The following is a 23476-nucleotide window of genomic DNA, read 5'->3' as shown; positions in this document are numbered from 1 at the left end:
CGAGCTTGAGGGCGAGACGGGGGACCATGGCCGATTTTCGGACCATCGATGATTTCGAGGTGGCCGGTAAGCGCGTGCTGCTGCGCGCCGATCTCAACGTGCCGATGCAGGCCGGACGGGTGAGCGACACCACCCGGCTCGATCGCCTGGCGCCGACCATCAAGGAGTTGGTGGGAAAGCGGGCGCGGGTCATTCTCCTCTCCCATTTCGGCCGGCCCAAGGGCGGCCCGGACCGAGCCAACTCGCTCTCGCAGCTGGTCCGGCCGCTCTGCCATACCTTGGGCGGGATCGCCGTTCGCTTCGCCCCCGACTGCATCGGCCCGCAAGCCGAGACGGTTGCCCAGGCGCTCGGCGACGGCGAAGTGGCGCTCCTCGAAAACCTGCGCTTTCACGCCGGTGAGGAAGCCAACGATGCCGCCTTCGCCGAGGCGCTGGCGGGCTTGGGCGAGCTCTACGTCAACGATGCGTTTTCCGCGGCCCATCGGGCGCACGCCTCGATCGATCGGCTGGCCCGGCTCCTCCCCGCCGCCGCCGGCAGGCTCATGCAGGCGGAGCTGGAAGCCCTCGGACGGGCCTTGGAACATCCCCAGCGTCCGCTCGCCGCCATCGTCGGCGGCTCCAAGATCTCGACCAAGCTCGAGCTCCTGGGCAACCTCGTCGCCCGCGTCGACCTGCTCGCCATCGGCGGCGCCATGGCCAACACCTTTCTTGCCGCCCAGGGGGTGGCGATCGGCCGCTCGCTCGCCGAGCGCGACTTGGCCGAGACCGCCCGCGCCATCAGGGAGAAGGCCAGCGCCCGCGGCTGCACCTTGATCCTGCCCGAGGATGCCGTGGTGGCGTCCGAGCTCAAGCCCGGGGTTGCCGCGGCCACGGTGCCGATCGGCGAGGTGCCCGCCGACAAGATGATCCTCGACATCGGGCCCGCGAGCGTCCGCACGTTGGTCCAGCACCTTCGCACCTGTCGCACCCTCGTCTGGAACGGGCCCGTCGGCGCGTTCGAGACGCCGCCCTTCGATGCCGGCACCACCGAGATCGCCCGCGCCGTCGCCGGGCTCACCCAAACGGCAGGGCTCGCCAGCATCGCCGGTGGCGGCGACACGGTGGCAGCCCTGGTCGATGCCGGTGTGGCCGATCGCTTGAGCTACGTGTCCACCGCGGGCGGTGCCTTCCTCGAATGGCTCGAAGGCAAGGAGCTGCCGGGCGTGGCCGCCCTCAAGCGCCGGGCCTAGAGCAGCTTTATCCGGCCAGATGGAATCGCTTTGCGATTCCATCTGGCCGGATAAAGCTGCTCTACTCTTTGAAAGATAGGGCAATTGCATCCACCGGGATCGAACCGTCCGGTTCGATCCCGGTGGATATTGCCCTAGATCCGAGCTCTATTCGGCTGCCGGTCTGCCGGCGCTGGGGGTGCGACGCCAGCCATCCACGACCTCGCGCGCGCCCTCGGGCTGCAACGTCGCAAAACAGCGCAGCACGCGCGGCACCTCGCTCTGGGCGATCTCGCGGCCGAGCGCATGCGCCCCGCGCACGAGCCCCAGAAGGGTGGCGAAATCGGCGGCATTGAGATCGATGGTCTTGGCCGCGACCGCCAGGCATTCGCCCGGAGACTCGTAGACGATCCGCCTCAGGATCGCCGGCTCGAGGCGCAGCAGGCGGGCCAGCACCGCCTCGAACAATGCGACATTTCCCGCCTGCAAGGTCGGAATCAGCAGCTGCGGACCCAGGGCCTTGCGGCTCGCCAGCTCATCGGCCAGCCGGGTCGCCCGCATATCGGCGCTTTCCGGCTGGCGCGGCTCCTCGACCGGCTCCCAGGGGGCGTTGCCGAGCAAGGTCGGGTCGAGATGCCAGCGCTCGATCAGCACCCGGCGCAGGGTCTCCGACACCCAGCCATAGAGCCGCCTCGCCAGTTCCACTGGCAGGTCGGCGCGTTTGACCAGAGGCTCCTGGAGGACCACGATCCGCTTCGACTCTTCGACCAGATGCTGGAACAGCTCTGGCGATAGGACAGCGCCGGGATTGCTCGCCAGCGCCACCATCAAGGGCTCGCTGCCGGTCGCCGCGATCGCCTCGCTCACGGCTTCGCTCAGTCGGGGACGCAGCGCCACGGCCAGCTGATGGGCGAAAGTGCGGTGCCGGACGATCTCGATGAGCGCCACATCGTCCAGCTCCGGGCTGGTCAGCAGCACCGGCAATGCCACTTCGATCTCGTCATTGGCGAGCGCCAGAATGAGGTTTTTCGGCGCGCCGGCTTGGCGCGCGAGATGCTGGGCGAGTGCGCGTCGCACCTGCAGCTCGGTGTCGTGCACGAGCTGCGTCAGGATATCGCCCATGAGCGTGCGCTCGCGCTCGGTCAACGCATCCCCATAGGCGAAGTAGAGGCCGCCCACCGTTGCCGCGATGGCCGAGCGCGGCTTGATGCGGCGCTCCTGCGCCAGGCGCAGGACCTGATTGAAATCGGCAAGGTCCCAAGCCTTGCCGCCGGCAACCCAATCCTTCTCGCTCGTTGCCGCCTCCGTCGGCCTGGGATGGCCGCAAGCACTTATTATATCAAACATTTTATCTTTTAACACTATCCTTCCATGGCAACTGACGGGCGCAAGCTCTTGTAATATATGATTTTGCTTAGAATCGAAGGGGCTGAAGGCGGTCCGCTGGAGCCGCCGGAACGGGCGGACACAAGATTGATTCAACCCTCGATTGGGTCTAATCTGCCGGCGAATCCCATGGGGTTTCGAGCGCCGCCTTGACCATCCAGTTCACCGTTCCGCCGCCGCCGCCGACACCGATCGTGATCGCGCGGCCGGTGGAAATTCCGCTCGAAAGCCGGCAAGTGGCGCCGGCGGCGATCCCGCCCTCGCGCCCGACGCTTGCCAGCCGCGACGAGCAGCAAAATCGCACCGAGCGCGAGCGCGGCGACCGCGAGTCCGCAAGCCAGAATCCCGCGCGGAGCCGCGGCAGCCAGGTCGACATCCGAGCCTAAGCGCCGGCGGATCGGCCGGCGAGTGGCCGCGCCGGGCGAGGTCGGGCGGTCGATCGTCCTGTCGCCCGGGGAGGGTCAGGGAGGGGGTGCCCTGCACCCCCTCCCAAAGTCCACCCCCGCCGAGAGCATCCCCGATGGGTTCCGACCCCACGCCAAAAGGCCCGAGCGTTCCGCGCATACCCGAGGGCGACGACCGGCTGCGTCTGGTCTGCCCGGATTGCGGCTTCATCAACTACGAGAATCCGAAGATCGTGGTGGGCTCGGTGGCGCGCTGGGAGGAGCGGATCCTCATGGTGCGCCGTTCGATCGAGCCGCGCAGCGGCTTCTGGACGCTGCCGGCGGGCTATCTCGAGCTCAATGAGACGACCGAGGCCGGCGCGCTCCGCGAGGCGGAAGAGGAAGCCAACGCGCTGATCGAGATCGAAGGACTGCTCGCGGTCTACAGCATTCCGCGCATCAGCCAGGTGCAGCTCATCTACCGCGCCCGCCTGATCTCGCCCGATGTGGCTCCGGGCCGCGAGGCCCATGAGGTGGCGCTCTACCACTGGCCGGAGATTCCCTGGGCGGACATCGCCTTTCCCAGCGTCAATTGGGCGCTCCAGCATTTCCGCGACTCCCTGGCCACCCCTCATTGGACGCCGCGGACGAACCCGCCGGAGCACGCCGCTTCTTAGGGCGTGAACTCAGAAGCGGGCAAGGGTCGCCTTGGCGCGGCAATGACCGCTTCCAGATTGGAAACGGCCTTCGTTCATGTGCCTAGGCATGTCGCAGAGGTACAAGAAGCGGGCAGCCGGTCTTGAAAACCGGCAGACCTGCAAGGGTCTCGTGGGTTCGAATCCCACCCCATCCGCCAATCTCGACCTGTCCGGCCCGGACAGATGGGTGACAGAACGTACCTAAGACATGGGTGACAACCTCGGGCCGAACGGGTTGTCCAGGGGTTGCAGGGTTTTCTGCTCCAGGTCGATGAAGCCGAGATCGTAGTGCATGAAGCTGACGATCCAAATGCCATCGTCGACTTCCTTGAGTCCGAGCTTTTGACCGGCGAGCACGGTTGAGATGTTGACCCGCTTGCGATGCATGCAGATGCGGCCGCAGGCGGTGACCAGGATGCGCGCTCATGCAGAGGATAGGAGAGCTCGGGTAGGTCCTGTTCATATTTGAATACCGTCAGTTCACCTGGGATTGACAGGAGGGGCCCTCGGCATCACAGTTCCGGCAGGATTCGTGCCTAAGAGGCCGACCCATGACAGGGCCTGTCATGTAATCACTTGCGAAAAGCAAGCATGGCCGCAAGGGAGGATAGTCAATGGCCGATTCGCGAAATCGTGATGCCGTTTCGTCCACTATCGATCGGCGTAAATTTCTGCAATATTCGGCCGGCGCCGGCGCGCTGGCGTCCGGCCTGATCCTGCCAGGACAGGCGTCCGCTGCGGCGGCCGGGGGTGTCGATACGGCCCTGTGGACCCCCGACTACGTCAACAGCATTGCCGGAACTCTTGAAGTCGACACCGCGGCCGAATGCGCCAAGGTGGTGCCGCTGACCTATAAGGGCAAGGTTACGTTCTGGTGGGTCGGCCCAAATGAGGCGTCGCCCAAGCTGGACCATGAGATCTGGGCCCAGTTCTGGGAAGCCTTCGGCAAGACCTACCCGAACATCACCGTCGAGAAGACCAGTCTCGACTACAACCAGATCCAGAACAAGCTGCGCACCGCGGCGCTGGGCAATGCGGCGCCGATGGTGTCGCGGCTTATGCTGATGTGGAGCCCGGAGCTGGCCGCCAAGGGCTTGGTGCGCGAGCTGAAACCCGAGGATGTCGGCTACAACTCGGCCGACTTCTGGCCGGGCGCCATGAAGTCGGTCACCTGGAAGGGCAAGACCTACGGCATCCCGACCAACAACGAGACCATGGCGCTGATCTGGAACGCCCAGCTGTTCCGCGACGCCGGCCTCGACCCCGAGACGCCGCCGGCTACCTGGGACGAACTTGTCAAGTTCTCCAAGCAGATCAAGGACAAGACCGGCAAGTACGGCTACGGCATGGTGGCCCGGCCCAACGCCGGCAACACGCCCTACCGGTTCATGCCGCAGGCCTGGGCCTATGGCGGAGGCGCCCTGGACGAGGCCGAGGATCACCCGACCTACCAGCGCGTCTACATGAACAACGAAGGCACCCGGGCCGCCCTGCAGGCGTCATACGACATGTATGTGCGCGACCAGTCAGTGCCGCGCTCGGCACTCACCAATACCCAGACCGAGAACCAGGACCCGTTCATCGCCGGCCAGCTGGGCATGATGATCAGCCATCCCAGCGAATATGCCGTCATGGTCGACCGCGCCCGCAAGGCGACCGGCGACGACCGGGCGGTCGCCGAGTCGGTAGTCGCCAACATGCGCTACGGCCTGATCCCGAAAGGGCCGGTACGCCGCGCCGTCGTGTTCGGCGGCTGGAATGCGCACATCTTCAACAACGGGAGTGTCGGCGGCGGCCTCGACCTGGAGGCGGCGCGCGCCTTCGTCGCCTTCATGACCGGCCCGGAATGGTCGGTCAAGCTGGCCTGGACCGGCTCGAATCCCGGCAACATTCGCGGCTTCCGCACCAAGTGGATGAAGCAGCGGCTGGAGCAGATCAAGTTCCTGAACGTCACGACTTCGATGCTTGCCGGCGGCGTACCGTTCCCGACGATCCCCGAGGCCGACGAGATCATGAACATCATCGTGCCCGAGATGATGCAGAACGCGTTGACCGGCAGGATGTCGATCGCCGCGGCGACCGACTTGGCCGCCAAGAAGGTGCGGGACGCGCTTTCCTTGATGTAGGCCCGGCGCTGTAGACCGGGCGTTCCTGGCTTCGGCGCCATTGCCGGCATTTGCCCAGCAATGGCGCCGCTGTCTTTTGCCTCAGCCGCCGAAGCCGTCCAGGGCGTTGGCGCGCAGATAGTCCATGTTCATTGCCACGCCCAGTCCAGGGGCGCGGGGCATGTGCAGACGGCCGCCCGTGTTGTCCAGCGGCTCCTGGATCATCTTGTTGTAGCGGCTCAGGTCGTAGCGGGACGTCTCGACGCGATAGAAGTTTGGCACCGTCATCATGACATGGGCGCCGGCTAGGACGTTGATCGGGCCGCTGGCGTCATGCGGCGAGACCGGGATGTAGTAGGCCTCGGCCATGGTCGCGATCTTCTTCAGCTCGGTGATGCCGCCGGTCCAGGTGACGTCGGGCATGATGTAGTCGGCCAGCCGCTTCTCAAGGATCGGCACGAACTCCCAGCGGGTGTGCAGCCGCTCACCGACCGTGATGGCGGCGTTGACCTTTTCGCGCACCTGCTGCAGCGCGTGGTAGCTCTCGACCGGCACCGGCTCCTCGAACCAGTCGATCTTGCCGGCGTCCTCCAGGGTCCGGCACAGCCGGATCGCGGTCGGCACGTTGAAGCGCCCATGGGCGTCGATCAGGATCTCGATGTCGGGGCCGGCGACCTCGCGGATGCGGGCCGTCAGGGTGGCGGCGTGCTTCTCGCCCTGCTTGCTCATGTCACCGGCCAGATAGCCGTCGTTCGCCCAGGTCTTGCCGTCGAGATGCGGGAAGGGATCGAATTTTAGCGCGGTGTGGCCGGAGGCGACGATCGCCTCGATCTCCTCCCGCAGGCCTTCGTCGGTGGCGAGCTTGCGGCTGTCGGGATGGGTGTAGAGCAGGATGTCGTCGCGCACCTTGCCGCCCAGCAACTCGTAGATCGGCAGGCCCAGCATCTTGCCGCGGATGTCCCAGAGCGCGATGTCGATGCCGCTGATGCAGTGGGTGGTCGCCCCGCGCGTGCCCATGTAGGTAAACGACCGGAAAGTCTTGTGCCAAAGCCGCTCGATCTCGGTCGGGTCCTCGCCGACCAGCAGGTCGTTGAGCTGGCGGATCATGCCCGCCACGGCCCGGTTGGCAATGCGCGTCGTCGTCGTGACCTCGCCCCAGCCGGTGATGCCCTCGTCGGTCCGGACCTCGACGAACAAATATTCCCCCCATCCAATCCCGTCCACGCGGACGAGCCAGGGCGCCAGTGCGGTGATCTTCATGGATTCGCTCCCGAGCCGGTATCGTTATCTATGGCAGTATCGTTGAAACCGCCGCGGCTGCGAAGGATCGTCCGTCATGCCGCATCGAAACATAGCGCTTGCCGCCGTGGCCGGATGACATTCCCTCAGGTCAGTCCAAGAAACCGGGAGGAGACCAACTTTGCCTTAGAGCGGCGACGATCAAGAGTTGTCGCTGAGAAGCTGCACACCTTCGCTCGGCAGACTGAGGCTGACGTCCTGACCTGGCGCGAAAATCTCCGCTTCAGGCGGGTCGGAGCGTACGACTTGCAACATCTGCCCCGCCAAGCGCACGACGTATTCGACCTTGTCACCAAGGTAGACGCGGCTCACGACCTCCGCACTCACGCTCTCGTCCGAAGGGCCGAGCGAGATTGCCTCGGGACGGATCACGACACCCAATTTGGTACCCGGCGTATAGGAAAACGGGCTCTTAAATCGCATCATCGTCCCGCCCACGTCGAGGGTCATGCGGTTGCCGACGACCTCGCGCACGACACCGTAGAGGATATTTGCGCGGCCGAGGAATCCCGCTACGAAGGTGGAGGCGGGCCGCCGATAGAGCTCTTCGGCGGTCCCGAGCTGGGCGATGCTGCCATCCTGCATCACCGCGATGCGGTCGGAGATGGCCATGGCCTCCTCCTGATCGTGCGTGACGTAGAGGGTTGTGATGCCGAGCGTCCCTTGAAGCCTCTGGATCTCGGTCCGCATCTCGACGCGGAGCTTAGCATCAAGATTTGAGAGAGGCTCGTCGAAGAGCAGCACCCGCGGCCTGATGATGATTGCGCGAGCGAGAGCAACGCGCTGCTGCTGGCCACCAGACAATTCGCTGGGTTGCCGCCGGTCGAAGCCCTCCAATCCCACGAGAGCGAGCACGTCGGTGACCGCGGCGCGCACCTCGCTCCCGGACATGCCGCGCACGCGCAGCCCGTAGGCGACATTCTCGAATACGCTCAGATGCGGAAATAGCGCGTAGCTCTGAAACACGAAGCCGATGTCGCGCTTGTTCACCGGCACATGCGTTACCTCGCGCTCGCCGATGAAGATTTGACCGGAGGTGGGCTCCTGAAAACCCGCAATCATGCGTAGCGTTGTCGTCTTGCCGCAGCCCGAAGGGCCGAGAAGCGTCAGGAGCTCACCCGGTCGCACCTCGAGATCGACATCGCGCACAGCAGGAATATCCCCGCGCTCCGGGTGGCGAAACACCGCCGACACGCGGAGCAATCGGATTCCAACGGAAGATGCGCCCGCCATCGATCAGCCGCCCACCGTCGATGGACGCATCTCCGGCGTCGTCATCTGCCGTAGCGCGAGATTGAGGGCGCTGGTCACGACTAGAACGACGACAATGACGAAGACCGAAAAGGCGGCTGCCGGGCCGAGCGACAGTTCGGTCATGTTCTCGAGGATCCGTACGGTGATCAGCGTCCAGTTGATCGAGACGAGGAAGATCGTGGCGCTGATCGCCGTCATGGCGCGGATGAAGACGACGCCGAGGCCGGCGAAGAAAGCCGGCAAGATGAGTGGCAGCATGATGCGCCGGAATGTCGCAAAACTTCCCGCTCCCAGGCTGAAGGAGGCTTCCTCGATGCTGCGGTCGATCTGCTGCAGCAGCGCGACTGTGGTGCGGATTCCGGTCGGGCTGTAGCGAAAGACGTAGCAGACGATTATGATCGCGGCCGTGCCCGTCAGGACGAAGGGTTTGTCGTTGAAGGCGATCAGATAGGCGATGCCGACGATGGTGCCGGGAAGCGCATAGTTGATCATGCTGACGATCTCCATCGCCTGTCGGCCGGCGAAGCGCGTGCGGCTCACGAGATAGCCGACGACCACGCCGTAGAGGCCGCCGAGCGGCATGCCGATGAGGGCGATGATCAGCGTATCCCTGATCGCCGGCAGCCCCTCCGTGAAGATGACGCGGTAGTGGTTGAGCGTCAGCGTCCCGTTGGCACCGAACGCGACGACAGCCGAGGCATAGACGAGGAGCGCGTAGAGGTAGACGATGAAGGCCATGACGGCGACGCAGATGCAGATCAGGAACACCCGCGTCCAAGGCGCGACGCTATCCGGCCGGCCCTGGCCGCCGACCTTTCCCGTGACCGTCACATAGCTGCGGCGCGCGACGAAGTGGCGCTGCGCCAGAAAGACAAGCGCCGCCGGCGCCAGCAGCAGAAGCGAGAGTACCGCACCGCTCTTGAGGTCGAACATGCCGGTGATCTGCAGATAGGCTTCCGTCGGCAGAACCGGCAAATCGTTGCCGGAGAGGATTAGCGGCGTGGCGAAATCGGCAAGCGAGGCTGCGAACAGCAGCAGGAAGGCGTTGCCGAGGCCGGGCACGGTCAATGGCAGCGTCACCGTACGGAAGACGCGCCAGCGAGAGCCGCCAAGGCTGTAGGCTGCCTCCTCGAGGTCGCCGCCGATCGACGCGATCAGCGGACGCAAAGCAAGGTAAGCCAGCGGGAAATAGGTGAGCGCCTCGGCTGCCAGCGTGCTCGTCCACCCATAGACCTGGGTGTTCTGCAGGCCGAGCAGATCATGCGTGATCAATCCGCGCGGGCCGAAGGAGAATACGAAAGCGATCGAGGAGGTGAAAGGCGGCGAGATCAACGGTAGCAGCGCGACCGCATCGAGGAGACGCTTCGCGCTGCGCGAGATCCTCGCCCGCTCCGCGGTAAAGGCGAAGAGGAATCCCGCAACCGTGCCGACGACCGCGACCAAGAACGCCAGCAGGAGGCTATTGCGCAAGGCGCGCAGATGGTTTGCGTTCCGCAACGTCGAGACGAACGGCGCGAGAGTGAAGGCGCCGTCGTCGCTAAAGGCCCTAACGACCAGGCACGCGAGCGGATAGACAACAAAAACGCCGAGCAGCAGCCAGAGCCCGGCGATAACGATCGCACGCAAAGGATCATCCGCGACGCGCCATCGTCGCCGCGCGGTCGATGCGGCGATCATCGTTCAGCTGGCGTTGAGGACTTCGGCAATCCAGCGTTCGACGATGCGCTGGCGGTTTGCCCCGGCCCAGCTGTCATCGATCTCGATGATCTTGACGCCCTTGAGCACGCTGACGAGGCTCGGGTCCGTCTCGACCTTCGGATGGGCGGGAATGAAATTGATCTTGCTGGGGGCAAGCAGGGACTGCATCGCCGGGCTCGTCGCCCAATCGATGAGCTTCTTGCCGGCGTCGGGATTCTTGGCACCTTTGATGAGCGCGATGCACTCCGCCGCCGAGCCGATGCCCTCTTTCGGAAAGCTGATCTGCACGTTGTAGCCCTGCTGACGCGTGTAGAGCGCATCGACGATGAAGAAGATACCGGCTCCTGCCTGGCCGAGGCCGACAGGTAGCGTGCCACCGCCACCGCTCTTGGTGTAGAGCTGCACGTTCTGCCGGAGCTTCTTCATGTATGCGAAAGCCTGCTCCTCGTTGCGGTTATGGATCTGCAGGATCGAGAAGATGCGCGTCACCGCGGTCCCTGAGGTGCGCGCGTCGGCCATCTGGATCATGCCCTTATAGGCCGGATTGAGCAGATCATCCCAGGAGGACGGCGGATTTAAATTGTGCTGCTTAAGGAACTCCGTGTTGGCCATGAAAACTAGCGGGTCGTCAGCCATCGCGGTCCACATGCCGCCGGCATCCTTGAAGCGCGCCGGTAGCTCCGACCAGGAAGCGGGCTTATAGGGTTCGAACACGTCCTTGCCCTGGCCAGCCGTAAAGGTTTCGACCGGACCGCCGAACAGGACGTCGATCTGTGGGTTGCTTTTCTCCGCGATCACGCGTGCGAGCGCCTCGCCCGACGAGAACCTGATGAAGTTGACATGGATGCCGGACGCTTTCTCAAACGCGTCCATCATCGGGCGGGCATAGTTCTCCGGCCAGATCGAATAGGCATTCAAGCTTGTGGCGGCGCGGGCAGCCCTCGCCAGAAAAGGGGCAGCCAGAGTGGCTCCCAGGAAACTGCGCCTGCTGATCCTCGCGGCATTGGATCGGTCATGCGGCCCGCGTTCGGAGGCTTCCGTCGCAGCCAAACTCATCATTCCCTCCCGTGGCGCCGAGCGCTCAGTTATATTTATGACTTGGCGATGACCATCGCGCCGACGGCGAGGCAGTGTCAAGCGTATGACATACGATGGTGACGCAAGTTTGGGATGTCTGTTTCGTTCGATAGCCAGGGTCCGCCTAAGCGCCAATCATAAGCGGTCGTCCGCCCTCGTGGTTATGGAATGAGCGCGCCATAGTCGTGCGTGTATTCACCGGGTTCGAACCGGTCGATACGCTGGCAAAAGGTTTTTCCGGGCCAGAGATAGTCGACCCGCCCCTCGGTTGGCCGGTAGACCGCGGTATAGACGGTCGGGGACGCGGCCCGGCGGGAGTAGAGCGGCGGCTCAAGGAAGCATTCGACCAGCCGAACCAGTGTCATGCCGGGCTCGGCGAGCCGGTGCTGAAGTGCGTCGCGGCGCTCGATCGTCCGGCACATCGCAGCATGCTCGGGCCAGACCACCTGCTCTTGATGGTTGGTGCAGAGCGGCTCGGCCGTGACCGCCGGCGCGCGGTCGGGTCCGAGGAACAGGGTCGCGTAGGCGCCCGACCGGTCGAGCAAGGTCACGTTCTGCGACAGCCCGATCGGAATCCGGCTGAGCGCCGTGATCGCCTCGTCCACCCGGCGACAGGTCTCGAGCACATAGCGCAATATCAGGATGATCGAGAACCCGCGGCCTTGAGCCCGACTCCCGCCGAACGTCAGGCTTGCGACCAGACCGTCCTCGTTCATGCCGTCGATACAACCGCCCCAGGGCCTCTGCGCCTTGGCGACCACTGTGCGCCCGGACCATGCGGTCGCCTCGAAGCCATCGGAGACGATATCGAGCGGGAAGTCATAGTTGCGCACCAGCGCCGGGCCGTCGTCCCCGAGCCAGACCGCCTGGCTGCAGCCGCCGATGACCGGCGGCGGCCGGTAATGGCTCAGTATGCGGTGGGCCAGATCGTCGTCGCCGACCAGATCGCAGACCCGATCATAATGCGGCATCAGCTCCGGCATGTGGCGGCGGAGCGCGGCTCGGCATTCGGCGGCGGTCGGCGGGGCCGCCAGGCCTCCCCCCAGATACCAGCGCTCGGCTTCATTTCGGCCGGCGGCGAAGCGCGCCAGCCAGGCCCTGTCCGGCCGATCCTCGCTGGCGAAGACGAAGCGCTTCAGCATGGCGCTATCCTACGCGCGCGTGCCGGCGATCGGTATGGTGCAGGCTTGCGCCATCGCCCCCCGCGAGCGGATCCGGGGCCGGCGCTAGGTGTGGCTCTCCGCCTCCAAGCCCATGAGCCCGCGGGCGAACGGCCCCGCCTCGAACGGACGAAGATCCTCAAGCCCCTCGCCGATGCCGATCCAGTGTACCGGCAAGCCGAAGCGCTGGGCCAAGGCCACCAGCACGCCGCCCTTGGCGGTGCCGTCGAGCTTGGTCACCGCAAGCCCGCTCACCTGGGCGACCGCACGGAAGACCTCCACCTGCTGATGCGCGTTCTGGCCGATGGTGGCATCGAGGACCAGCAGCGTGTCGTGCGGAGCGGAAGGATCGCGCTTCTTCAGAACCCGGATGAGCTTGTCCAGCTCGGCCATCAATCCCGCCTTGTTGTGCAGCCGGCCGGCGGTGTCGATCAGCAGCACATCGATGCCCTCTCGCTGCGCCCGCTCGAGCGCCTCGAAGGCGACGCCGGCCGCATCGGCCCCTGGCGCGCCGGTGACCACCGGCACGCCGGCACGGCTGCACCAGATGGCGAGCTGCTCGATGGCGGCGGCGCGGAAGGTATCGCAGGCCGCCACCATGACGCGCCGCCCCTCGCCCGCCATCAGCGCGGCGAGCTTGCCCAAGGTCGTCGTCTTGCCGCTGCCGTTGACGCCGACGATCAGCACCACATGCGGGCGGTGCCGGGGATCGACGGTGAGCGGACGCTGGACCGGAGCCAGCAGCCGGGCGATGTCCTCGGCAAAGAGCCGACGCACCTCGTCGGGCGTCACTTCCTTGTCGAACCGGTTCTGCTTCAGATCCTCGATCAGCCGGCCGGCGGCCTCGACGCCGAGATCGGCCTGGATCAGCAGCTCCTCGAGCTCGTCCAGCATCGCCTGGTCGAGGCGGCGCTTGGTGACGAGATCGGCAATGCCGCCGCCGAGCCGGGCAGCGGTCTTGCCGAGACCGGTCTTGAGCCGCGCCAACCACCCGGTCACGACGCGATTCCCGCCTCCGATCCGATCGCTTCGACTGAAGGAGCGTCGTTGGCAGCCGGTATGCGCTCGCCCTGGAGCGCCTCATCGCTGCGATGCGCGAGCCGAGCGGTGGCGATCTCGCCCGGCCGGACATCCTTCAGCATGACCGGGGTGAAATCCTCGGCCCGGCCGAAACCATCGCGCTCGACCAGCACCTGGGCAAGGCTTCCAACGCGACGGTCGAGATGGCGGCCCAGCGCCGCCCGACCGGCCGCGCGCAGACGGGAGGCGCGCTCGCGCGCGATCGCCTGAGGGGTCTGCGGCATGCGCGAAGCCGGTGTGCCCGGTCGGGGCGAATAGGGAAAGACATGGAGGTAGGCGAGATCGCACGCCTCGACCAGCGCCACGGTGTCGGCGAACATTCCCTCGTCCTCGGTCGGAAACCCGGCGATCAGATCCGCGCCGAACGCCGTCTCCGGCCTCACCGCGCGCACCCGCCGGCAGAACTGGATCGCCTCGGCGCGCGTGTGCCGGCGCTTCATGCGCTTCAAGACGAGATCGTTGCCGGCTTGCAAGCTCAGATGCAGATGCGGCATCAGCCGCGGCTCCTCGGCGATGAGCCGGAAGAGGTCGTCGTCGACCTCGACCGGATCGAGCGAGGACAAGCGGAGGCGGGGCAGGTCGGGCACCTGCGCCAGCACGCGGCGGATCATCTGGCCCAGGCTCGGCCGTCCCGGCAGATCGGCGCCATAGGCGGTGACGTCGACACCGCTCAGCACCACCTCCCGGCAGCCTCGCTCGGTCAGATGCCGGAGCTGCTGGACGATCGGTCCCAGCGCCACCGAGCGGCTGGGCCCGCGTCCCTGCGGGATCACGCAGAAAGTGCAGCGGTGATCGCAGCCCTGCTGCACCTGCACGATCGCCCGAGTGCGGCCGTCGAGCCCGTCGATGAGATGCACTACCGTCTCGCGGGCGCTGGCGATGTCGTTGACTAGCAGAGGTGCCGTGTCGGCGAGGCCGGCGAGGGTCAGCTTCTCGGCGTTGCCCAGGACCCGGTCGACCTCGGGCATCGCCGCGTAGCGCTCCGGCGCGATCTGCGCGGCGCATCCGGTGACGATGATGCGGGCATCCGGGCGCAGGCGACGTGCGCGGCGGATCGCCTGGCACGCCTGCCGTTCGGCCTCCTGGGTGACCGCGCAGGTGTTGACGATGACGGCGTTGGCGAGCCCGGCTTCCTTCGCCAAGCCGCGCATGACCTCCGACTCATAGGCATTGAGCCGGCAGCCGAAAGTGAGAACATCGAGGGTCATGGCGCGGCTCGCCCGACCATGTCGGGCGCCAGCGTGCCGGTGAAGCTGACGGCGACCGGGCCGGTCATGATCACGTGATTGTCGCGCTCCCAGCTTATCGCGAGCACGCCGCCGTCGAGCACCACCTCGGCGCGCCGCGGCACCATCCCGCGCCGGCTGGCGGCGACGACCGCGGCGCAAGCCCCGGTGCCGCAGGCGCGCGTGATGCCGACGCCGCGCTCCCAAACGCGCATGCGCAGCCGGTCCGCGCCCAGCGCCTGCACCACTTCGACATTGGTGCGCTCGGGAAACAGCGTGTGGCGCTCGATGACCGGCCCGAAGGCGGCGAGATCAATCGCTTGCGCATCGGCGACGAAGAAGACCGCGTGCGGGTTGCCGATGTTGACCGCGACCCCGTCCTTGAGCGGCCCTACCGTCACCTCGAGATGCAAAGGGTCGGCGGCCGTCGCCAAGGGGATGTCGCGCCAATCGAACCGGGCCGGCCCCATATCGACGCTGACCAGCCCATCGGCGGCCGCTTCCGCGTCCAGGAGGCCGACCCCGGTCTCGATGACGACGTGACCGACCGACTTCTCGCGCATGATGAGGTCGGCCACGCAGCGCGTCGCGTTGCCGCAGGCCTCGACCTCGCCGCCATCGGCATTGACGATGCGCATGAAGGCGTCGGCGAGATTGGCGCGCGCCGGCTCGATCACGATGAGCTGGTCGCAGCCGACGCCGGTATGGCGGTCGGCGATCCGGCGTGCCGCCCCGGGATCGAGCGCGAAGGCGCGCTGACGCGCATCGACGACGACGAAGTCGTTGCCGAGGCCGTGCATCTTGATGAAAGGCAGCCCATCCATGCTGCGCCTTATATGGCCCGGCCCGGCAAGCTGTCTATCTGCATGGAAAGAAAGGGCCGGCCGCGTCCGGGTCGCTGCTCAGCGCGGGGACGCCGCGAAGTGGGCGAAATAGCCTTCGATTTGCCGCTTCTTGTCCGGGGGCAGGAAGATGAAACGGCCGGCGATGCCGCTCGCATCCGTGCGCACGATGATCGCCTCGGCGTCGAAGGCGATGTCGAAGGTCTCCTGGCGCACATGGATCTTGAGCTTGCAGCGCTGCTTGGCAATGAGGTCGCCGTCATAGGGACCGGCGAGAAAGCCGAGCGTGCTCCAGTTCTTCAAGGGAAAGCGCTTGCCGTCGAAGAACACCGCGCATTCCGGCGGCGTATCGACGCGCGGCGCCTGACGCCGATTGGCGCCGCCAACCTCCGGAGCGAAGAACCGCTTTACCTGATCGAGAACGCCAACCATGCCGACGGGCAGGTTACCCGCGTATGGTTAACGGGGCCTTACCGGCGGCGGTTAGCCGTGGCCGTAATACTTCAGATAGTCTTCGATCTGCTTCTTGTAGGCAGGATTCAGATAGAAGAACTTGCAGGCGAGCCCATTGTCATCGACGCGCGTAACGATCACGTCGGCGTCGAACTCAATATTGAAGTTGCCATCCTTGACGATCATGGTGAGCCGGCTGCGCTGCTTGGCAACGAGGCCGCCGCCATAGGGGCCGACCAGCACGCCGGCCGTGCTCCAGTTCTTCAAGCGGTAGCGCTTGCTGTCGATGACCGCGACGGCCTCACCCCGGGCATCGACCCGCGGCGCCACGCGCCGTGGCTCGCTCGACACCGACTCGGTGAAGAACTTCTTCAGATCCTTCAGCATCGCCACCACCCATGCTCGCGAATATGAGGGATTCCGGCGGTTTCCGCCGGCGAATCACCCGCCCGATTACTGTTTGAAAGCTGCCAGATTAGGCAGGAAAGTCAAGGAAATTACAGAAATACAAGGTTTTGACTTTAGTAAAACCCAAATAAAATTTTTCTCAATATCAAAGTATTGCGGATGGCCGAAAACGTGGTCCTAGCTGTAGTGAGAGACGTAAGCTTGGATTTGCTTCTTATGCTCTGGACTGATGAAGTAGAACTTGGCGTCGACACCCGATCCGTCGACTCGGTTGATGGTGGCCACCGCCGAACAGCGAAGCTTGAACTCGCCGTCCATGACGATGAGCTCGACCTTGACCCGGCGCCCGGCCACCAGGTCGCCGGTGTACGGGCCGAATAAAAAGCCTTCGGTGTTCCAATTGCGTAGCTGATAGCGCCGACCGTCGAGGATGACCGCGCTCTCTCCCTTGGGCGCCACGCGCCGACCGGGCACGCCTTTGGCCGCCGGATCGCTCTTACCAAAGAGCTTTTTCAAAGAATCGAGCATCCCAAGCTCCTTCCGCCCAGCCCTCTATAGCATTGTCGCCGGCGGACTACGACCGCTGACAAATGTAGTTCCCCACATCACAAGATACCATAGTTTTCGTCCGGCCATGCCGTTGCTGTTGTTGCCAGGTTTTCTGTTCGGGCCTTGCCAACAATGACCTCCCCGGCCGCTGGCCTTGACAGCCTTCGGGCAGGATCATAGGGTCGCCCCGCTTTCGGCAGGAGTGTCTTGCCGGCTCCGAAGGGTTCGGGGCTCCGTCCGTCCGCGAGATTCGCGCACGGGCGCATTTGTGTTTGGCCCTGTTCGCGTTTGATGGGGCCGATCGCCGCAAAGGATACCGTTCCCGTGTTCGACAGCTTAGCCGGCCGGTTGGGTCAAGTATTCGACCGTTTGAAGCGCCGCGGCGCCTTGAGCGAGGTCGACGTCACCGCCGCGCTGCGCGAGGTCAGGGTGGCCCTCCTCGAGGCCGACGTGGCCTTGCCGGTGGTGAAGATCTTCGTCGACGGCGTGCGCGAGGAGGCGGTCGGCCAGGCCGTGCTGCGCTCGGTGACGCCGGGTCAGATGGTGGTCAAGATCGTGCACGATCATCTGGTGCGGCTCTTGGGCCACGAGGCCAGCGAGCTCCGGCTGGCGGCGGTTCCCCCGGTGCCGATCCTGATCATGGGGCTGCAAGGCTCGGGCAAGACCACCACCACGGCCAAGCTCGCCCGCCGCCTCCAGACCCGCGAGAAGAAGCGGGTGCTGATGGCCTCCCTCGACGTTTATCGGCCGGCGGCCCAGGAGCAGCTGGCCCAGCTCGGGCGCCAAGCCGAGATCGCCACCCTGCCGGTAGTAGCGGGCGAATCGCCGGTCGAGATCGCGCGGCGCGCCGTCGCCATGGGTCGGCTCGAGGGCTATGACGTGGTGCTCTTGGACACCGCCGGGCGCCTGCATGTGGACGACGCCTTGATGCAGGAGGTCGCCGCGGTGCGCGACGCGGTCAGGCCGACGGAGACGCTGCTCGTCGCCGATGCCATGACCGGCCAGGACGCGGTCAACCTTGCCCGGAGCTTTCAGGAGCGCATCGGAGTGACGGGCATCGTGCTGACCCGGGTCGACGGCGATGCTCGCGGCGGTGCGGCGCTCTCGATGCGTCAGGCGACCGGCGCGCCGATCAAGTTCATCGGCGTGGGCGAGAAGCTGGATGCGATCGAGGAATTCCATCCCGATCGCATCGCGGGGCGCATCCTCGGCATGGGCGATGTCGTCAGCCTGGTGGAAAAGGCCGCCGAGACGATCGACCGCGAGGAAGCGGAGAAGCTCGCCCTCAAGGTGCAGAAGGGCAGCTTCGATCTCGACGACATGGCAAGCCAGCTCCGCCAGCTGCGCAAGATGGGCGGACTCGGCGGTGTCATGGGGATGCTGCCCGGCATCGCCAAGATCAAGGATCAGCTCGCCGGCGCCAAGATCGACGACACCATGGTCAAGCGTCAGGAGGCGATCATCTCCTCGATGACCCGGGCGGAACGCCGCGATGTGCGGCTGTTGAACGGCAGCCGCAAGCGCCGCATCGCCTCTGGATCGGGCACCAGCGTGCCCGAAGTCAACCGCCTGGTGAAGCAGTACCAGGACATGAGCCGGATGATGAAGCAGGTCTCGAAGCTGGGGCAGAAAGGCCTGATGCGCCATGGGCTCAAGGGCCTGTTCGGGCGCGGATGATGACCGCGATGCTCCAGCACATATCCTTCGGCGTCGCCGATTTGCAGCGAAGTGCGGCCTTCTACGATGCCGTGCTGAAGCCCTTGGGCTATGCCCGGGTGATGGAATTCGATACCGCGGTCGGCTTTGGCGAGCCGTCTCGGCCGATGTTCTGGCTGAACGCGGTCGGGCCGACGAACGCGCCGATGCCGGTGCCGCCCGGAACCCACCTCGCCTTCGGCGCCGCCTCCCGGGCATCCGTCGATGCCTTCCATGCTGCCGCGCTGGGCGCCGGCGGCGGCGACAACGGGCCGCCCGGGCTTCGCCCGCACTACCATGCCAACTACTACGCCGCCTTCGTCATCGACCCCGATGGCCATCGCATCGAGGCTGTCTGTCATCGACCCGTTTAACCCTGAAGCGAAAAGGACGAGATCAACAAATGGCATTGAAGATCAGACTGGCTCGCGGCGGCGCCAAGAAGCGGCCGCACTATTCGATCGTGGTCGCTCCCTCGACCAGCCCGCGCGACGGGCGCTTCCTGGAGAAGGTGGGCACCTACAACCCGATGGTGCCCAAGGACCACCCGCAGCGGCTGACCTTGAAGGAGGAGCGTATCAAGCATTGGCTCTCCCACGGGGCATTGCCGACCGAGCGGGTGGCACGGTTCCTCGGCGAAGCGAAGCTCGGGCCGATGCCGGCGATCCGCGAGACGCCGGAGAAGTCGAAGCCGCGCAAGAAGAGCCTCGAGCGTCAGGCAGCGGCGGCCGGCGCGGCGCCGGCGGCGGCTCCGGGCGAGACGCCGGCCAGCTGAGCCGGGCGGGCGAGGCTCCTCGAGGCAACCCCATGGCTGAAGCGGCAAGGCTCCTGGTCGGCGAGATCGTCGGTGCGCAAGGCATCGGCGGGCTCTTGCGCGTCCGCAGCTTCACCCAGGAGCCTGCCGACCTCCTCGCCTATGGCCCGGTCATCGCCGAGCCCGACGGCAAGCCGATCGAGCTCCGGCTGGAACGGGTGGCCAAGGGCGGGGTGGTGATCGCCCGGGCGCCCGGCGTCACCGACCGCAATGCGGCCGAGCGCCTGCGCGGGGTCAAGCTCTTCCTCGAACGCGGCCAGCTACCGGTGGCGGGGGAGGACGAGTTCTACCACGCCGATCTCATCGGGCTCACGGTCGAGCTTGCCAGCGGCGAGCGGCTGGGGGTGGTGAGCGCCGTGCAGGATTTCGGCGCCGGCGCCCTCCTCGAGGTCAGGCACGCAAGCGGCAGCACCTTGTTGCCGTTCACCCGCGCCGTGGTGCCGGCGGTGGACCTGGCCCTCCGGCGGATCGTGGTCGAGCCGCCGCCCGGTCTGTTGCCGGCCGAGCGCAGCGGCTCGGGGGGCTGAGCCCATGGCCTGGGAGGTAACCGTCATCACCCTCTTCCCGGAGATGTTTCCGGGGCCGCTCGCCCATAGCCTCGCCGGCAAGGCGCTGGCTTCCGGGTTATGGCGGCTTGAGACGCTGGACATCCGTGAGTTCGCAAGCGATAAACACCGCTCCGTCGACGACACCCCGTTCGGGGGCGGCGCCGGAATGGTGTTGCGGCCCGATGTGGTGGACGCGGCCCTGGCCGCGGCAGCGGGCCGGCGGGGCCCACAGGCCTACCTCTCGCCCAGGGGGCGTCGGCTCGATCAAGAGCGCATACGGGAGCTTGCCAGCGAGCCGGGGGTGGTCTTGCTGTGCGGCCGCTACGAGGGGATCGACGAGCGCGTCCTGGAGGCGCGCGGACTGGAGGAGATAAGCCTCGGCGATTTCGTCTTGTCCGGCGGCGAGCCGGCGGCGATCGCCCTGATCGATGCCGTGGTGCGGCTGCTGCCGGGGGTCATCGGCGCCGCCGAAGGGCTCGAAGAGGAGAGTTTCCAAGCGGGTCTGCTCGAGTACCCGCACTATACCAGGCCCCGCGATTGGGCCGGCCGCGAGGTGCCCGAGGTGCTGCTTTCCGGGCACCACGACAAGATTCGAGCCTGGCGGCAGGGCCAGGCGGAGCGGATGACGGCGGAACGGCGCCCCGATCTATGGGCGCGCTATGTCGCCAGCCGGGATGCGAAGCCCGGAACGTGAGTGAGTGAGTTTGGGATCGAGGTGAACGTGCCATGAATCTGTTGCAGACGCTCGAACACGAGCAGGTCGAGAAGCTGAAAGCCAAGCGCGCGGTGCCGGATTTCGCCCCGGGCGACACGCTCCGCGTCAACGTCAAGGTGATCGAGGGCACGCGCGAGCGGGTGCAGGCCTATGAGGGCGTATGCATCGCACGCTCGAATGCCGGCCTCAACTCCTCCTTCACCGTGCGCAAGATCTCCTACGGCGAGGGCGTGGAGCGGGTCTTTCCGCTCTACTCCACCATGATCGCCGGCATCGAGGTGGTTCGTCGCGGCAAAGTGCGGCGGGCGAAGCTCTATTACCTCCGCGGCCGCACCGGCAAGTCGGCGCGCATCACCGAGCGCCAGGCACGCCAGGGCGGAGAGGCCGAGGACGCCGGCGCCGAGGCTGCCGGCGAGAGCGCGCCAGCCCAGTCCTGAAGCTGCTCAAGGGGCGCGGTTTTCAGCCGATCGAAACCCGCCCTCACCTCGCTTTGAGGCGTTTCGATTTCGGGTAATCTCTTCGAGCGATCGGAGCCGAGAGGATGGCGATGGCGAAGCCGCGCACGCTCTTCGACAAGATCTGGGACAGTCACCTCGTCGACCAGCAGGACGACGGCACCTGTCTTCTCTACATCGACCGCCACCTCGTGCATGAGGTGACCTCGCCGCAGGCATTCGAAGGCCTGCGCCTGGCCGGCCGCAAGGTCCGGCGCGCGGACCTGACCCTGGCCGTGGCCGATCACAACGTGCCGACCAGCGACCGCAGCCACGGCATCGACGACGAGGAGAGCCGCATCCAGGTCGAGACGCTGACCGCCAATTGCCGCGAGTTCGGCGTTCCCCTCTTCGAGATGAACGATGTGCGCCAGGGCATCGTGCACATCATCGGCCCGGAGCAGGGCTTCACCTTGCCCGGCACCACCATCGTTTGCGGCGACAGCCACACCGCCACCCACGGCGCCTTCGGCGCGCTTGCCTTCGGCATCGGCACCTCCGAGGTCGAGCATGTGCTGGCGACCCAGACGCTGGTGCAGCAACCGGCGAAGAACATGCGGGTCACCGTCGAGGGCGATTTGCCCATCGGCGTCACCGCCAAGGACCTGATCCTCGCCGTCATCGGCATGGTCGGCACCGCCGGCGGCACCGGACACGTCATCGAGTATGCGGGCGATGCCGTCCGCAAGCTCTCGATGGAAGGCCGGATGACGGTCTGCAACATGTCGATCGAAGCCGGCGCCAGGGCCGGGCTGATCGCCCCGGACGAGACCACCTTCGCCTATCTCGAGGGCCGCGCCATGACGCCCAAGGCCGGCGCCTGGGAGACCGCCCTCGCCTATTGGAAGACGTTGCCGTCGGATCCCAGCGCGGCTTACGCCAAGGAGGTCAGGCTCGCAGCCAAGGACGTGGCCCCGCAGGTGACCTGGGGAACCAGCCCGCAGGACGTGCTGCCGATCACCGGCAGCGTGCCCAACCCCGCCGCCGTCGCCGATCCGGCCAAGCGCGACGCCATGGAGCGCTCGCTCGCCTATATGGGCTTGGCTGCCGGCATGCGCCTCAAGGACGTCAGGATCGACAAGGTCTTCATCGGCTCCTGCACCAATGGGCGCATCGAGGATCTGCGCGCCGCGGCCAAAATCGCCGAAGGCCGCAAGGTCGCCGCCGAGGTCTATGCCATGATCGTTCCGGGATCGGGCTTGGTGAAGCTGCAGGCCGAAGCGGAGGGGCTCGATCGGATCTTCCTGGCGGCGGGATTCGATTGGCGCGAGCCGGGCTGCTCCATGTGCCTTGCCATGAACGCCGATAAGCTCGAGCCGGGCGAGCGCTGCGCCTCCACCTCGAACCGCAATTTCGAGGGTCGCCAGGGCCGCGGCGGCCGCACCCACCTCATGAGCCCGGCCATGGCGGTGGCCGCCGCCGTCACCGGCCGGCTCGCCGATGTGCGCGAGCTCATCTCCTAGGATGAGCGTCGTTTGCCAGTCGTCCGCCCGCACGCCATTGCCGAAGAGCTGAGGCGAGGAGCAATCCCATGCAGAAATTCACCGAGCTCACCGGTATCGCCGCCCCCCTGCCGATGATCAACGTCGACACCGACCGGATCATCCCCAAGCAATACCTGAAGACGATCGAGCGCACCGGGCTCGGCAAGTATCTCTTCGACGAGCTCCGGCGCGACCTCGAGGGCAATGAGAACCCGGACTTCGTCCTGAACAAGCCCGCCTATCGCAAGGCGGAGGTCCTGGTTGCCGGCGCCAATTTCGGCTGCGGCTCCAGCCGCGAGCATGCGCCTTGGGCCTTGCTTGATTTCGGCATCCGCTGCGTCATCGCCTCCAGCTTCGCCGACATCTTCTATAACAACTGCTTCAAGAACGGCATCCTGCCGCTGGCCTTGCCCCAGGCGGAGGTCGACAAGCTGATGGCGGATGCCGAGAAGGGCGCCAACGCCAGGCTCACCATCGATCTCGCCAAGCAGGAGATCACCCGGCCCAACGGCGAGGTGATCCGCTTCGAGCTGGATCCGTTTCGCAAGCACTGCCTGTTGAACGGCCTCGATGACATCGGCCTCACCATGGCGAAGGCGCCGTCCATCGACAACTTCGAGGCAAAGCAGCGCGCAAGCCAGCCCTGGCTGGCGCCGCGCGGCTGATCAACGAGAACCATGCTCCAATGAAACGGCGTTTCCCCCTCACCCTACCCTCTCCCCCAGTGGGGGAGAGGGTTGCGAAGGGTTGGCGTGGCGCCAGCCACGCCTTACCCGGTCGGGACGGTTGGGGACGGATCCCCCCGTCCCCAACGCCCGCGCCGGAAGGATCCGGCGCGGACGTCCCCGACGGGTGAGGGGGATTCCACGTCACCGGAGTTCGCACTACCCAACAACCGGC

General features: G+C 66.0%; 24 protein-coding genes and 1 pseudogene. 12 read left to right on the top strand and 13 right to left on the bottom strand.

The genetic code is table 11. The features are described from left to right. Positions 1 to 26 precede the first annotated feature (26 nt). Positions 27 to 1229 (top strand): phosphoglycerate kinase, encoded by a 1203-nt coding sequence (locus HY058_04205; protein MBI3496487.1) that lies wholly within the window; start codon positions 27 to 29, stop codon positions 1227 to 1229. A gap of 147 nt (positions 1230 to 1376) precedes the next feature. On the opposite strand, the gene HY058_04200 is transcribed toward HY058_04205, so the two are convergent. Continuing rightward, a complete protein-coding gene (locus HY058_04200; GenBank protein MBI3496486.1) occupies positions 1377 to 2555 on the bottom strand; it encodes a DUF2336 domain-containing protein in 1179 nt (392 codons plus the stop codon). Between the two features lie 188 nt (positions 2556 to 2743). On the opposite strand from HY058_04200, the gene HY058_04195 reads away from it, so the two are divergent. Together HY058_04195 and HY058_04190 are read left to right on the top strand one after the other, a co-directional pair. After that, entirely contained in the window at positions 2744 to 2980 is a 237-nt protein-coding gene (locus HY058_04195; protein MBI3496485.1) for a hypothetical protein, read from the top strand. Positions 2981 to 3114: 134 nt separating this feature from the next. Beyond that, a complete protein-coding gene (locus tag HY058_04190; GenBank protein MBI3496484.1) occupies positions 3115 to 3654 on the top strand; it encodes an NUDIX hydrolase in 540 nt (179 codons plus the stop codon). Between the two features lie 222 nt (positions 3655 to 3876). Here the strand turns inward: HY058_04190 and HY058_04185 are convergent. Next, a pseudogene (locus tag HY058_04185) lies at positions 3877 to 4172 on the bottom strand (transposase). A gap of 117 nt (positions 4173 to 4289) precedes the next feature. Between HY058_04185 and HY058_04180 the strand changes: the two are divergent. Continuing rightward, positions 4290 to 5801 carry a sugar ABC transporter substrate-binding protein gene (locus tag HY058_04180; protein ID MBI3496483.1) on the top strand — a complete coding sequence of 504 codons (1512 nt, stop codon included), beginning with the start codon at positions 4290 to 4292 and terminating at the stop codon, positions 5799 to 5801. A gap of 81 nt (positions 5802 to 5882) precedes the next feature. Here HY058_04180 and HY058_04175 read toward each other — a convergent pair whose 3' ends face one another. From HY058_04175 to HY058_04125, 11 genes are all read right to left on the bottom strand, one after another. Continuing rightward, positions 5883 to 7040, bottom strand: coding sequence for a mandelate racemase/muconate lactonizing enzyme family protein (locus HY058_04175; GenBank protein MBI3496482.1), 1158 nt, complete (start codon positions 7038 to 7040; stop codon positions 5883 to 5885). Between the two features lie 180 nt (positions 7041 to 7220). Beyond that, positions 7221 to 8312 (bottom strand): ABC transporter ATP-binding protein, encoded by a 1092-nt coding sequence (locus tag HY058_04170; protein MBI3496481.1) that lies wholly within the window; start codon positions 8310 to 8312, stop codon positions 7221 to 7223. A 3-nt stretch (positions 8313 to 8315) separates the two neighbouring features. Next, positions 8316 to 10010, bottom strand: coding sequence for an iron ABC transporter permease (locus HY058_04165; GenBank protein ID MBI3496480.1), 1695 nt, complete (start codon positions 10008 to 10010; stop codon positions 8316 to 8318). Positions 10011 to 10013: 3 nt separating this feature from the next. Continuing rightward, positions 10014 to 11087, bottom strand: coding sequence for an ABC transporter substrate-binding protein (locus HY058_04160; protein ID MBI3496479.1), 1074 nt, complete (start codon positions 11085 to 11087; stop codon positions 10014 to 10016). 182 nt (positions 11088 to 11269) lie between these two features. Continuing rightward, positions 11270 to 12250, bottom strand: a complete 981-nt coding sequence (locus HY058_04155) for a peptidase C45 (protein ID MBI3496478.1) — start codon at positions 12248 to 12250, stop codon at positions 11270 to 11272. A gap of 84 nt (positions 12251 to 12334) precedes the next feature. Continuing rightward, positions 12335 to 13288 (bottom strand): signal recognition particle-docking protein FtsY, encoded by a 954-nt coding sequence (gene ftsY, locus HY058_04150; GenBank protein MBI3496477.1) that lies wholly within the window; start codon positions 13286 to 13288, stop codon positions 12335 to 12337. Then, complete coding sequence (gene mtaB / locus HY058_04145; GenBank protein ID MBI3496476.1) at positions 13264 to 14556, bottom strand: tRNA (N(6)-L-threonylcarbamoyladenosine(37)-C(2))-methylthiotransferase MtaB; 1293 nt, start codon at positions 14554 to 14556, stop codon at positions 13264 to 13266. The genes ftsY and mtaB overlap by 25 nt, the downstream gene beginning before the upstream one ends. Continuing rightward, a complete protein-coding gene (locus tag HY058_04140) occupies positions 14553 to 15398 on the bottom strand; it encodes a diaminopimelate epimerase (protein ID MBI3496475.1) in 846 nt (281 codons plus the stop codon). Before HY058_04140 ends, mtaB begins: the two co-directional genes overlap by 4 nt. A gap of 78 nt (positions 15399 to 15476) precedes the next feature. Next, positions 15477 to 15848, bottom strand: coding sequence for a hypothetical protein (locus HY058_04135; protein MBI3496474.1), 372 nt, complete (start codon positions 15846 to 15848; stop codon positions 15477 to 15479). Between the two features lie 51 nt (positions 15849 to 15899). Next, positions 15900 to 16262: a hypothetical protein gene (locus tag HY058_04130; GenBank protein MBI3496473.1), complete on the bottom strand. Its 363-nt coding sequence runs from the start codon at positions 16260 to 16262 to the stop codon at positions 15900 to 15902. Between the two features lie 192 nt (positions 16263 to 16454). Further along, entirely contained in the window at positions 16455 to 16805 is a 351-nt protein-coding gene (locus tag HY058_04125; GenBank protein MBI3496472.1) for a hypothetical protein, read from the bottom strand. 345 nt (positions 16806 to 17150) lie between these two features. Here HY058_04125 and ffh point away from each other — a divergent pair, with 345 nt between their 5' ends. The 8 genes from ffh to leuD all read left to right on the top strand — a co-directional run bounded on the left by ffh (position 17151) and on the right by leuD (position 23241). Further along, the gene (gene ffh, locus HY058_04120; GenBank protein MBI3496471.1) at positions 17151 to 18503 is read left to right on the top strand and encodes a signal recognition particle protein; all 1353 of its coding nucleotides are present in this window, start codon (positions 17151 to 17153) and stop codon (positions 18501 to 18503) included. Positions 18504 to 18511: 8 nt separating this feature from the next. Beyond that, positions 18512 to 18895, top strand: coding sequence for a VOC family protein (locus tag HY058_04115; GenBank protein ID MBI3496470.1), 384 nt, complete (start codon positions 18512 to 18514; stop codon positions 18893 to 18895). 29 nt (positions 18896 to 18924) lie between these two features. Then, the gene (rpsP, locus tag HY058_04110; protein ID MBI3496469.1) at positions 18925 to 19296 is read left to right on the top strand and encodes a 30S ribosomal protein S16; all 372 of its coding nucleotides are present in this window, start codon (positions 18925 to 18927) and stop codon (positions 19294 to 19296) included. A 32-nt stretch (positions 19297 to 19328) separates the two neighbouring features. Continuing rightward, a complete protein-coding gene (gene rimM / locus HY058_04105) occupies positions 19329 to 19862 on the top strand; it encodes a 16S rRNA processing protein RimM (GenBank protein ID MBI3496468.1) in 534 nt (177 codons plus the stop codon). Between the two features lie 4 nt (positions 19863 to 19866). Further along, complete coding sequence (gene trmD / locus HY058_04100; GenBank protein MBI3496467.1) at positions 19867 to 20577, top strand: tRNA (guanosine(37)-N1)-methyltransferase TrmD; 711 nt, start codon at positions 19867 to 19869, stop codon at positions 20575 to 20577. Positions 20578 to 20609: 32 nt separating this feature from the next. Next, positions 20610 to 21035, top strand: coding sequence for a 50S ribosomal protein L19 (rplS, locus tag HY058_04095; GenBank protein ID MBI3496466.1), 426 nt, complete (start codon positions 20610 to 20612; stop codon positions 21033 to 21035). 110 nt (positions 21036 to 21145) lie between these two features. Then, on the top strand, positions 21146 to 22555 hold the full coding sequence (gene leuC / locus HY058_04090) for a 3-isopropylmalate dehydratase large subunit (GenBank protein MBI3496465.1): 1410 nt from the start codon (positions 21146 to 21148) through the stop codon (positions 22553 to 22555). Between the two features lie 68 nt (positions 22556 to 22623). Next, positions 22624 to 23241 (top strand): 3-isopropylmalate dehydratase small subunit, encoded by a 618-nt coding sequence (gene leuD / locus HY058_04085; GenBank protein MBI3496464.1) that lies wholly within the window; start codon positions 22624 to 22626, stop codon positions 23239 to 23241. Positions 23242 to 23476: the final 235 nt, after the last annotated feature.

Source organism: Pseudomonadota bacterium, from assembly GCA_016195085.1.
Lineage (GTDB): Bacteria > Pseudomonadota > Alphaproteobacteria > SHVZ01 > SHVZ01 > JACQAG01.
The sequence above is the reverse complement of the archived record's forward strand: the minus strand, read 5'-3'. Positions and strand labels throughout refer to the sequence as shown.

What these genes read in the sequence shown, in the direction of transcription:
- HY058_04205 (MBI3496487.1), top strand. Translation starts at nt 27, where the DNA reads ATGGCCGATTTTCGGACCATCGATGATTTCGAGGTGGCCGGTAAGCGC.
- HY058_04200 (MBI3496486.1), bottom strand. Translation starts at nt 2,555, where the DNA reads ATGTTTGATATAATAAGTGCTTGCGGCCATCCCAGGCCGACGGAGGCG.
- HY058_04190 (MBI3496484.1), top strand. Translation starts at nt 3,115, where the DNA reads ATGGGTTCCGACCCCACGCCAAAAGGCCCGAGCGTTCCGCGCATACCC.
- HY058_04180 (MBI3496483.1), top strand. Translation starts at nt 4,290, where the DNA reads ATGGCCGATTCGCGAAATCGTGATGCCGTTTCGTCCACTATCGATCGG.
- HY058_04175 (MBI3496482.1), bottom strand. Translation starts at nt 7,040, where the DNA reads ATGAAGATCACCGCACTGGCGCCCTGGCTCGTCCGCGTGGACGGGATT.
- HY058_04170 (MBI3496481.1), bottom strand. Translation starts at nt 8,312, where the DNA reads ATGGCGGGCGCATCTTCCGTTGGAATCCGATTGCTCCGCGTGTCGGCG.
- HY058_04165 (MBI3496480.1), bottom strand. Translation starts at nt 10,010, where the DNA reads ATGATCGCCGCATCGACCGCGCGGCGACGATGGCGCGTCGCGGATGAT.
- HY058_04160 (MBI3496479.1), bottom strand. Translation starts at nt 11,087, where the DNA reads ATGAGTTTGGCTGCGACGGAAGCCTCCGAACGCGGGCCGCATGACCGA.
- HY058_04155 (MBI3496478.1), bottom strand. Translation starts at nt 12,250, where the DNA reads ATGCTGAAGCGCTTCGTCTTCGCCAGCGAGGATCGGCCGGACAGGGCC.
- mtaB (MBI3496476.1), bottom strand. Translation starts at nt 14,556, where the DNA reads ATGACCCTCGATGTTCTCACTTTCGGCTGCCGGCTCAATGCCTATGAG.
- HY058_04140 (MBI3496475.1), bottom strand. Translation starts at nt 15,398, where the DNA reads ATGGATGGGCTGCCTTTCATCAAGATGCACGGCCTCGGCAACGACTTC.
- HY058_04135 (MBI3496474.1), bottom strand. Translation starts at nt 15,848, where the DNA reads ATGGTTGGCGTTCTCGATCAGGTAAAGCGGTTCTTCGCTCCGGAGGTT.
- HY058_04125 (MBI3496472.1), bottom strand. Translation starts at nt 16,805, where the DNA reads ATGCTCGATTCTTTGAAAAAGCTCTTTGGTAAGAGCGATCCGGCGGCC.
- HY058_04115 (MBI3496470.1), top strand. Translation starts at nt 18,512, where the DNA reads ATGCTCCAGCACATATCCTTCGGCGTCGCCGATTTGCAGCGAAGTGCG.
- rpsP (MBI3496469.1), top strand. Translation starts at nt 18,925, where the DNA reads ATGGCATTGAAGATCAGACTGGCTCGCGGCGGCGCCAAGAAGCGGCCG.
- rimM (MBI3496468.1), top strand. Translation starts at nt 19,329, where the DNA reads ATGGCTGAAGCGGCAAGGCTCCTGGTCGGCGAGATCGTCGGTGCGCAA.
- trmD (MBI3496467.1), top strand. Translation starts at nt 19,867, where the DNA reads ATGGCCTGGGAGGTAACCGTCATCACCCTCTTCCCGGAGATGTTTCCG.
- rplS (MBI3496466.1), top strand. Translation starts at nt 20,610, where the DNA reads ATGAATCTGTTGCAGACGCTCGAACACGAGCAGGTCGAGAAGCTGAAA.
- leuC (MBI3496465.1), top strand. Translation starts at nt 21,146, where the DNA reads ATGGCGAAGCCGCGCACGCTCTTCGACAAGATCTGGGACAGTCACCTC.
- leuD (MBI3496464.1), top strand. Translation starts at nt 22,624, where the DNA reads ATGCAGAAATTCACCGAGCTCACCGGTATCGCCGCCCCCCTGCCGATG.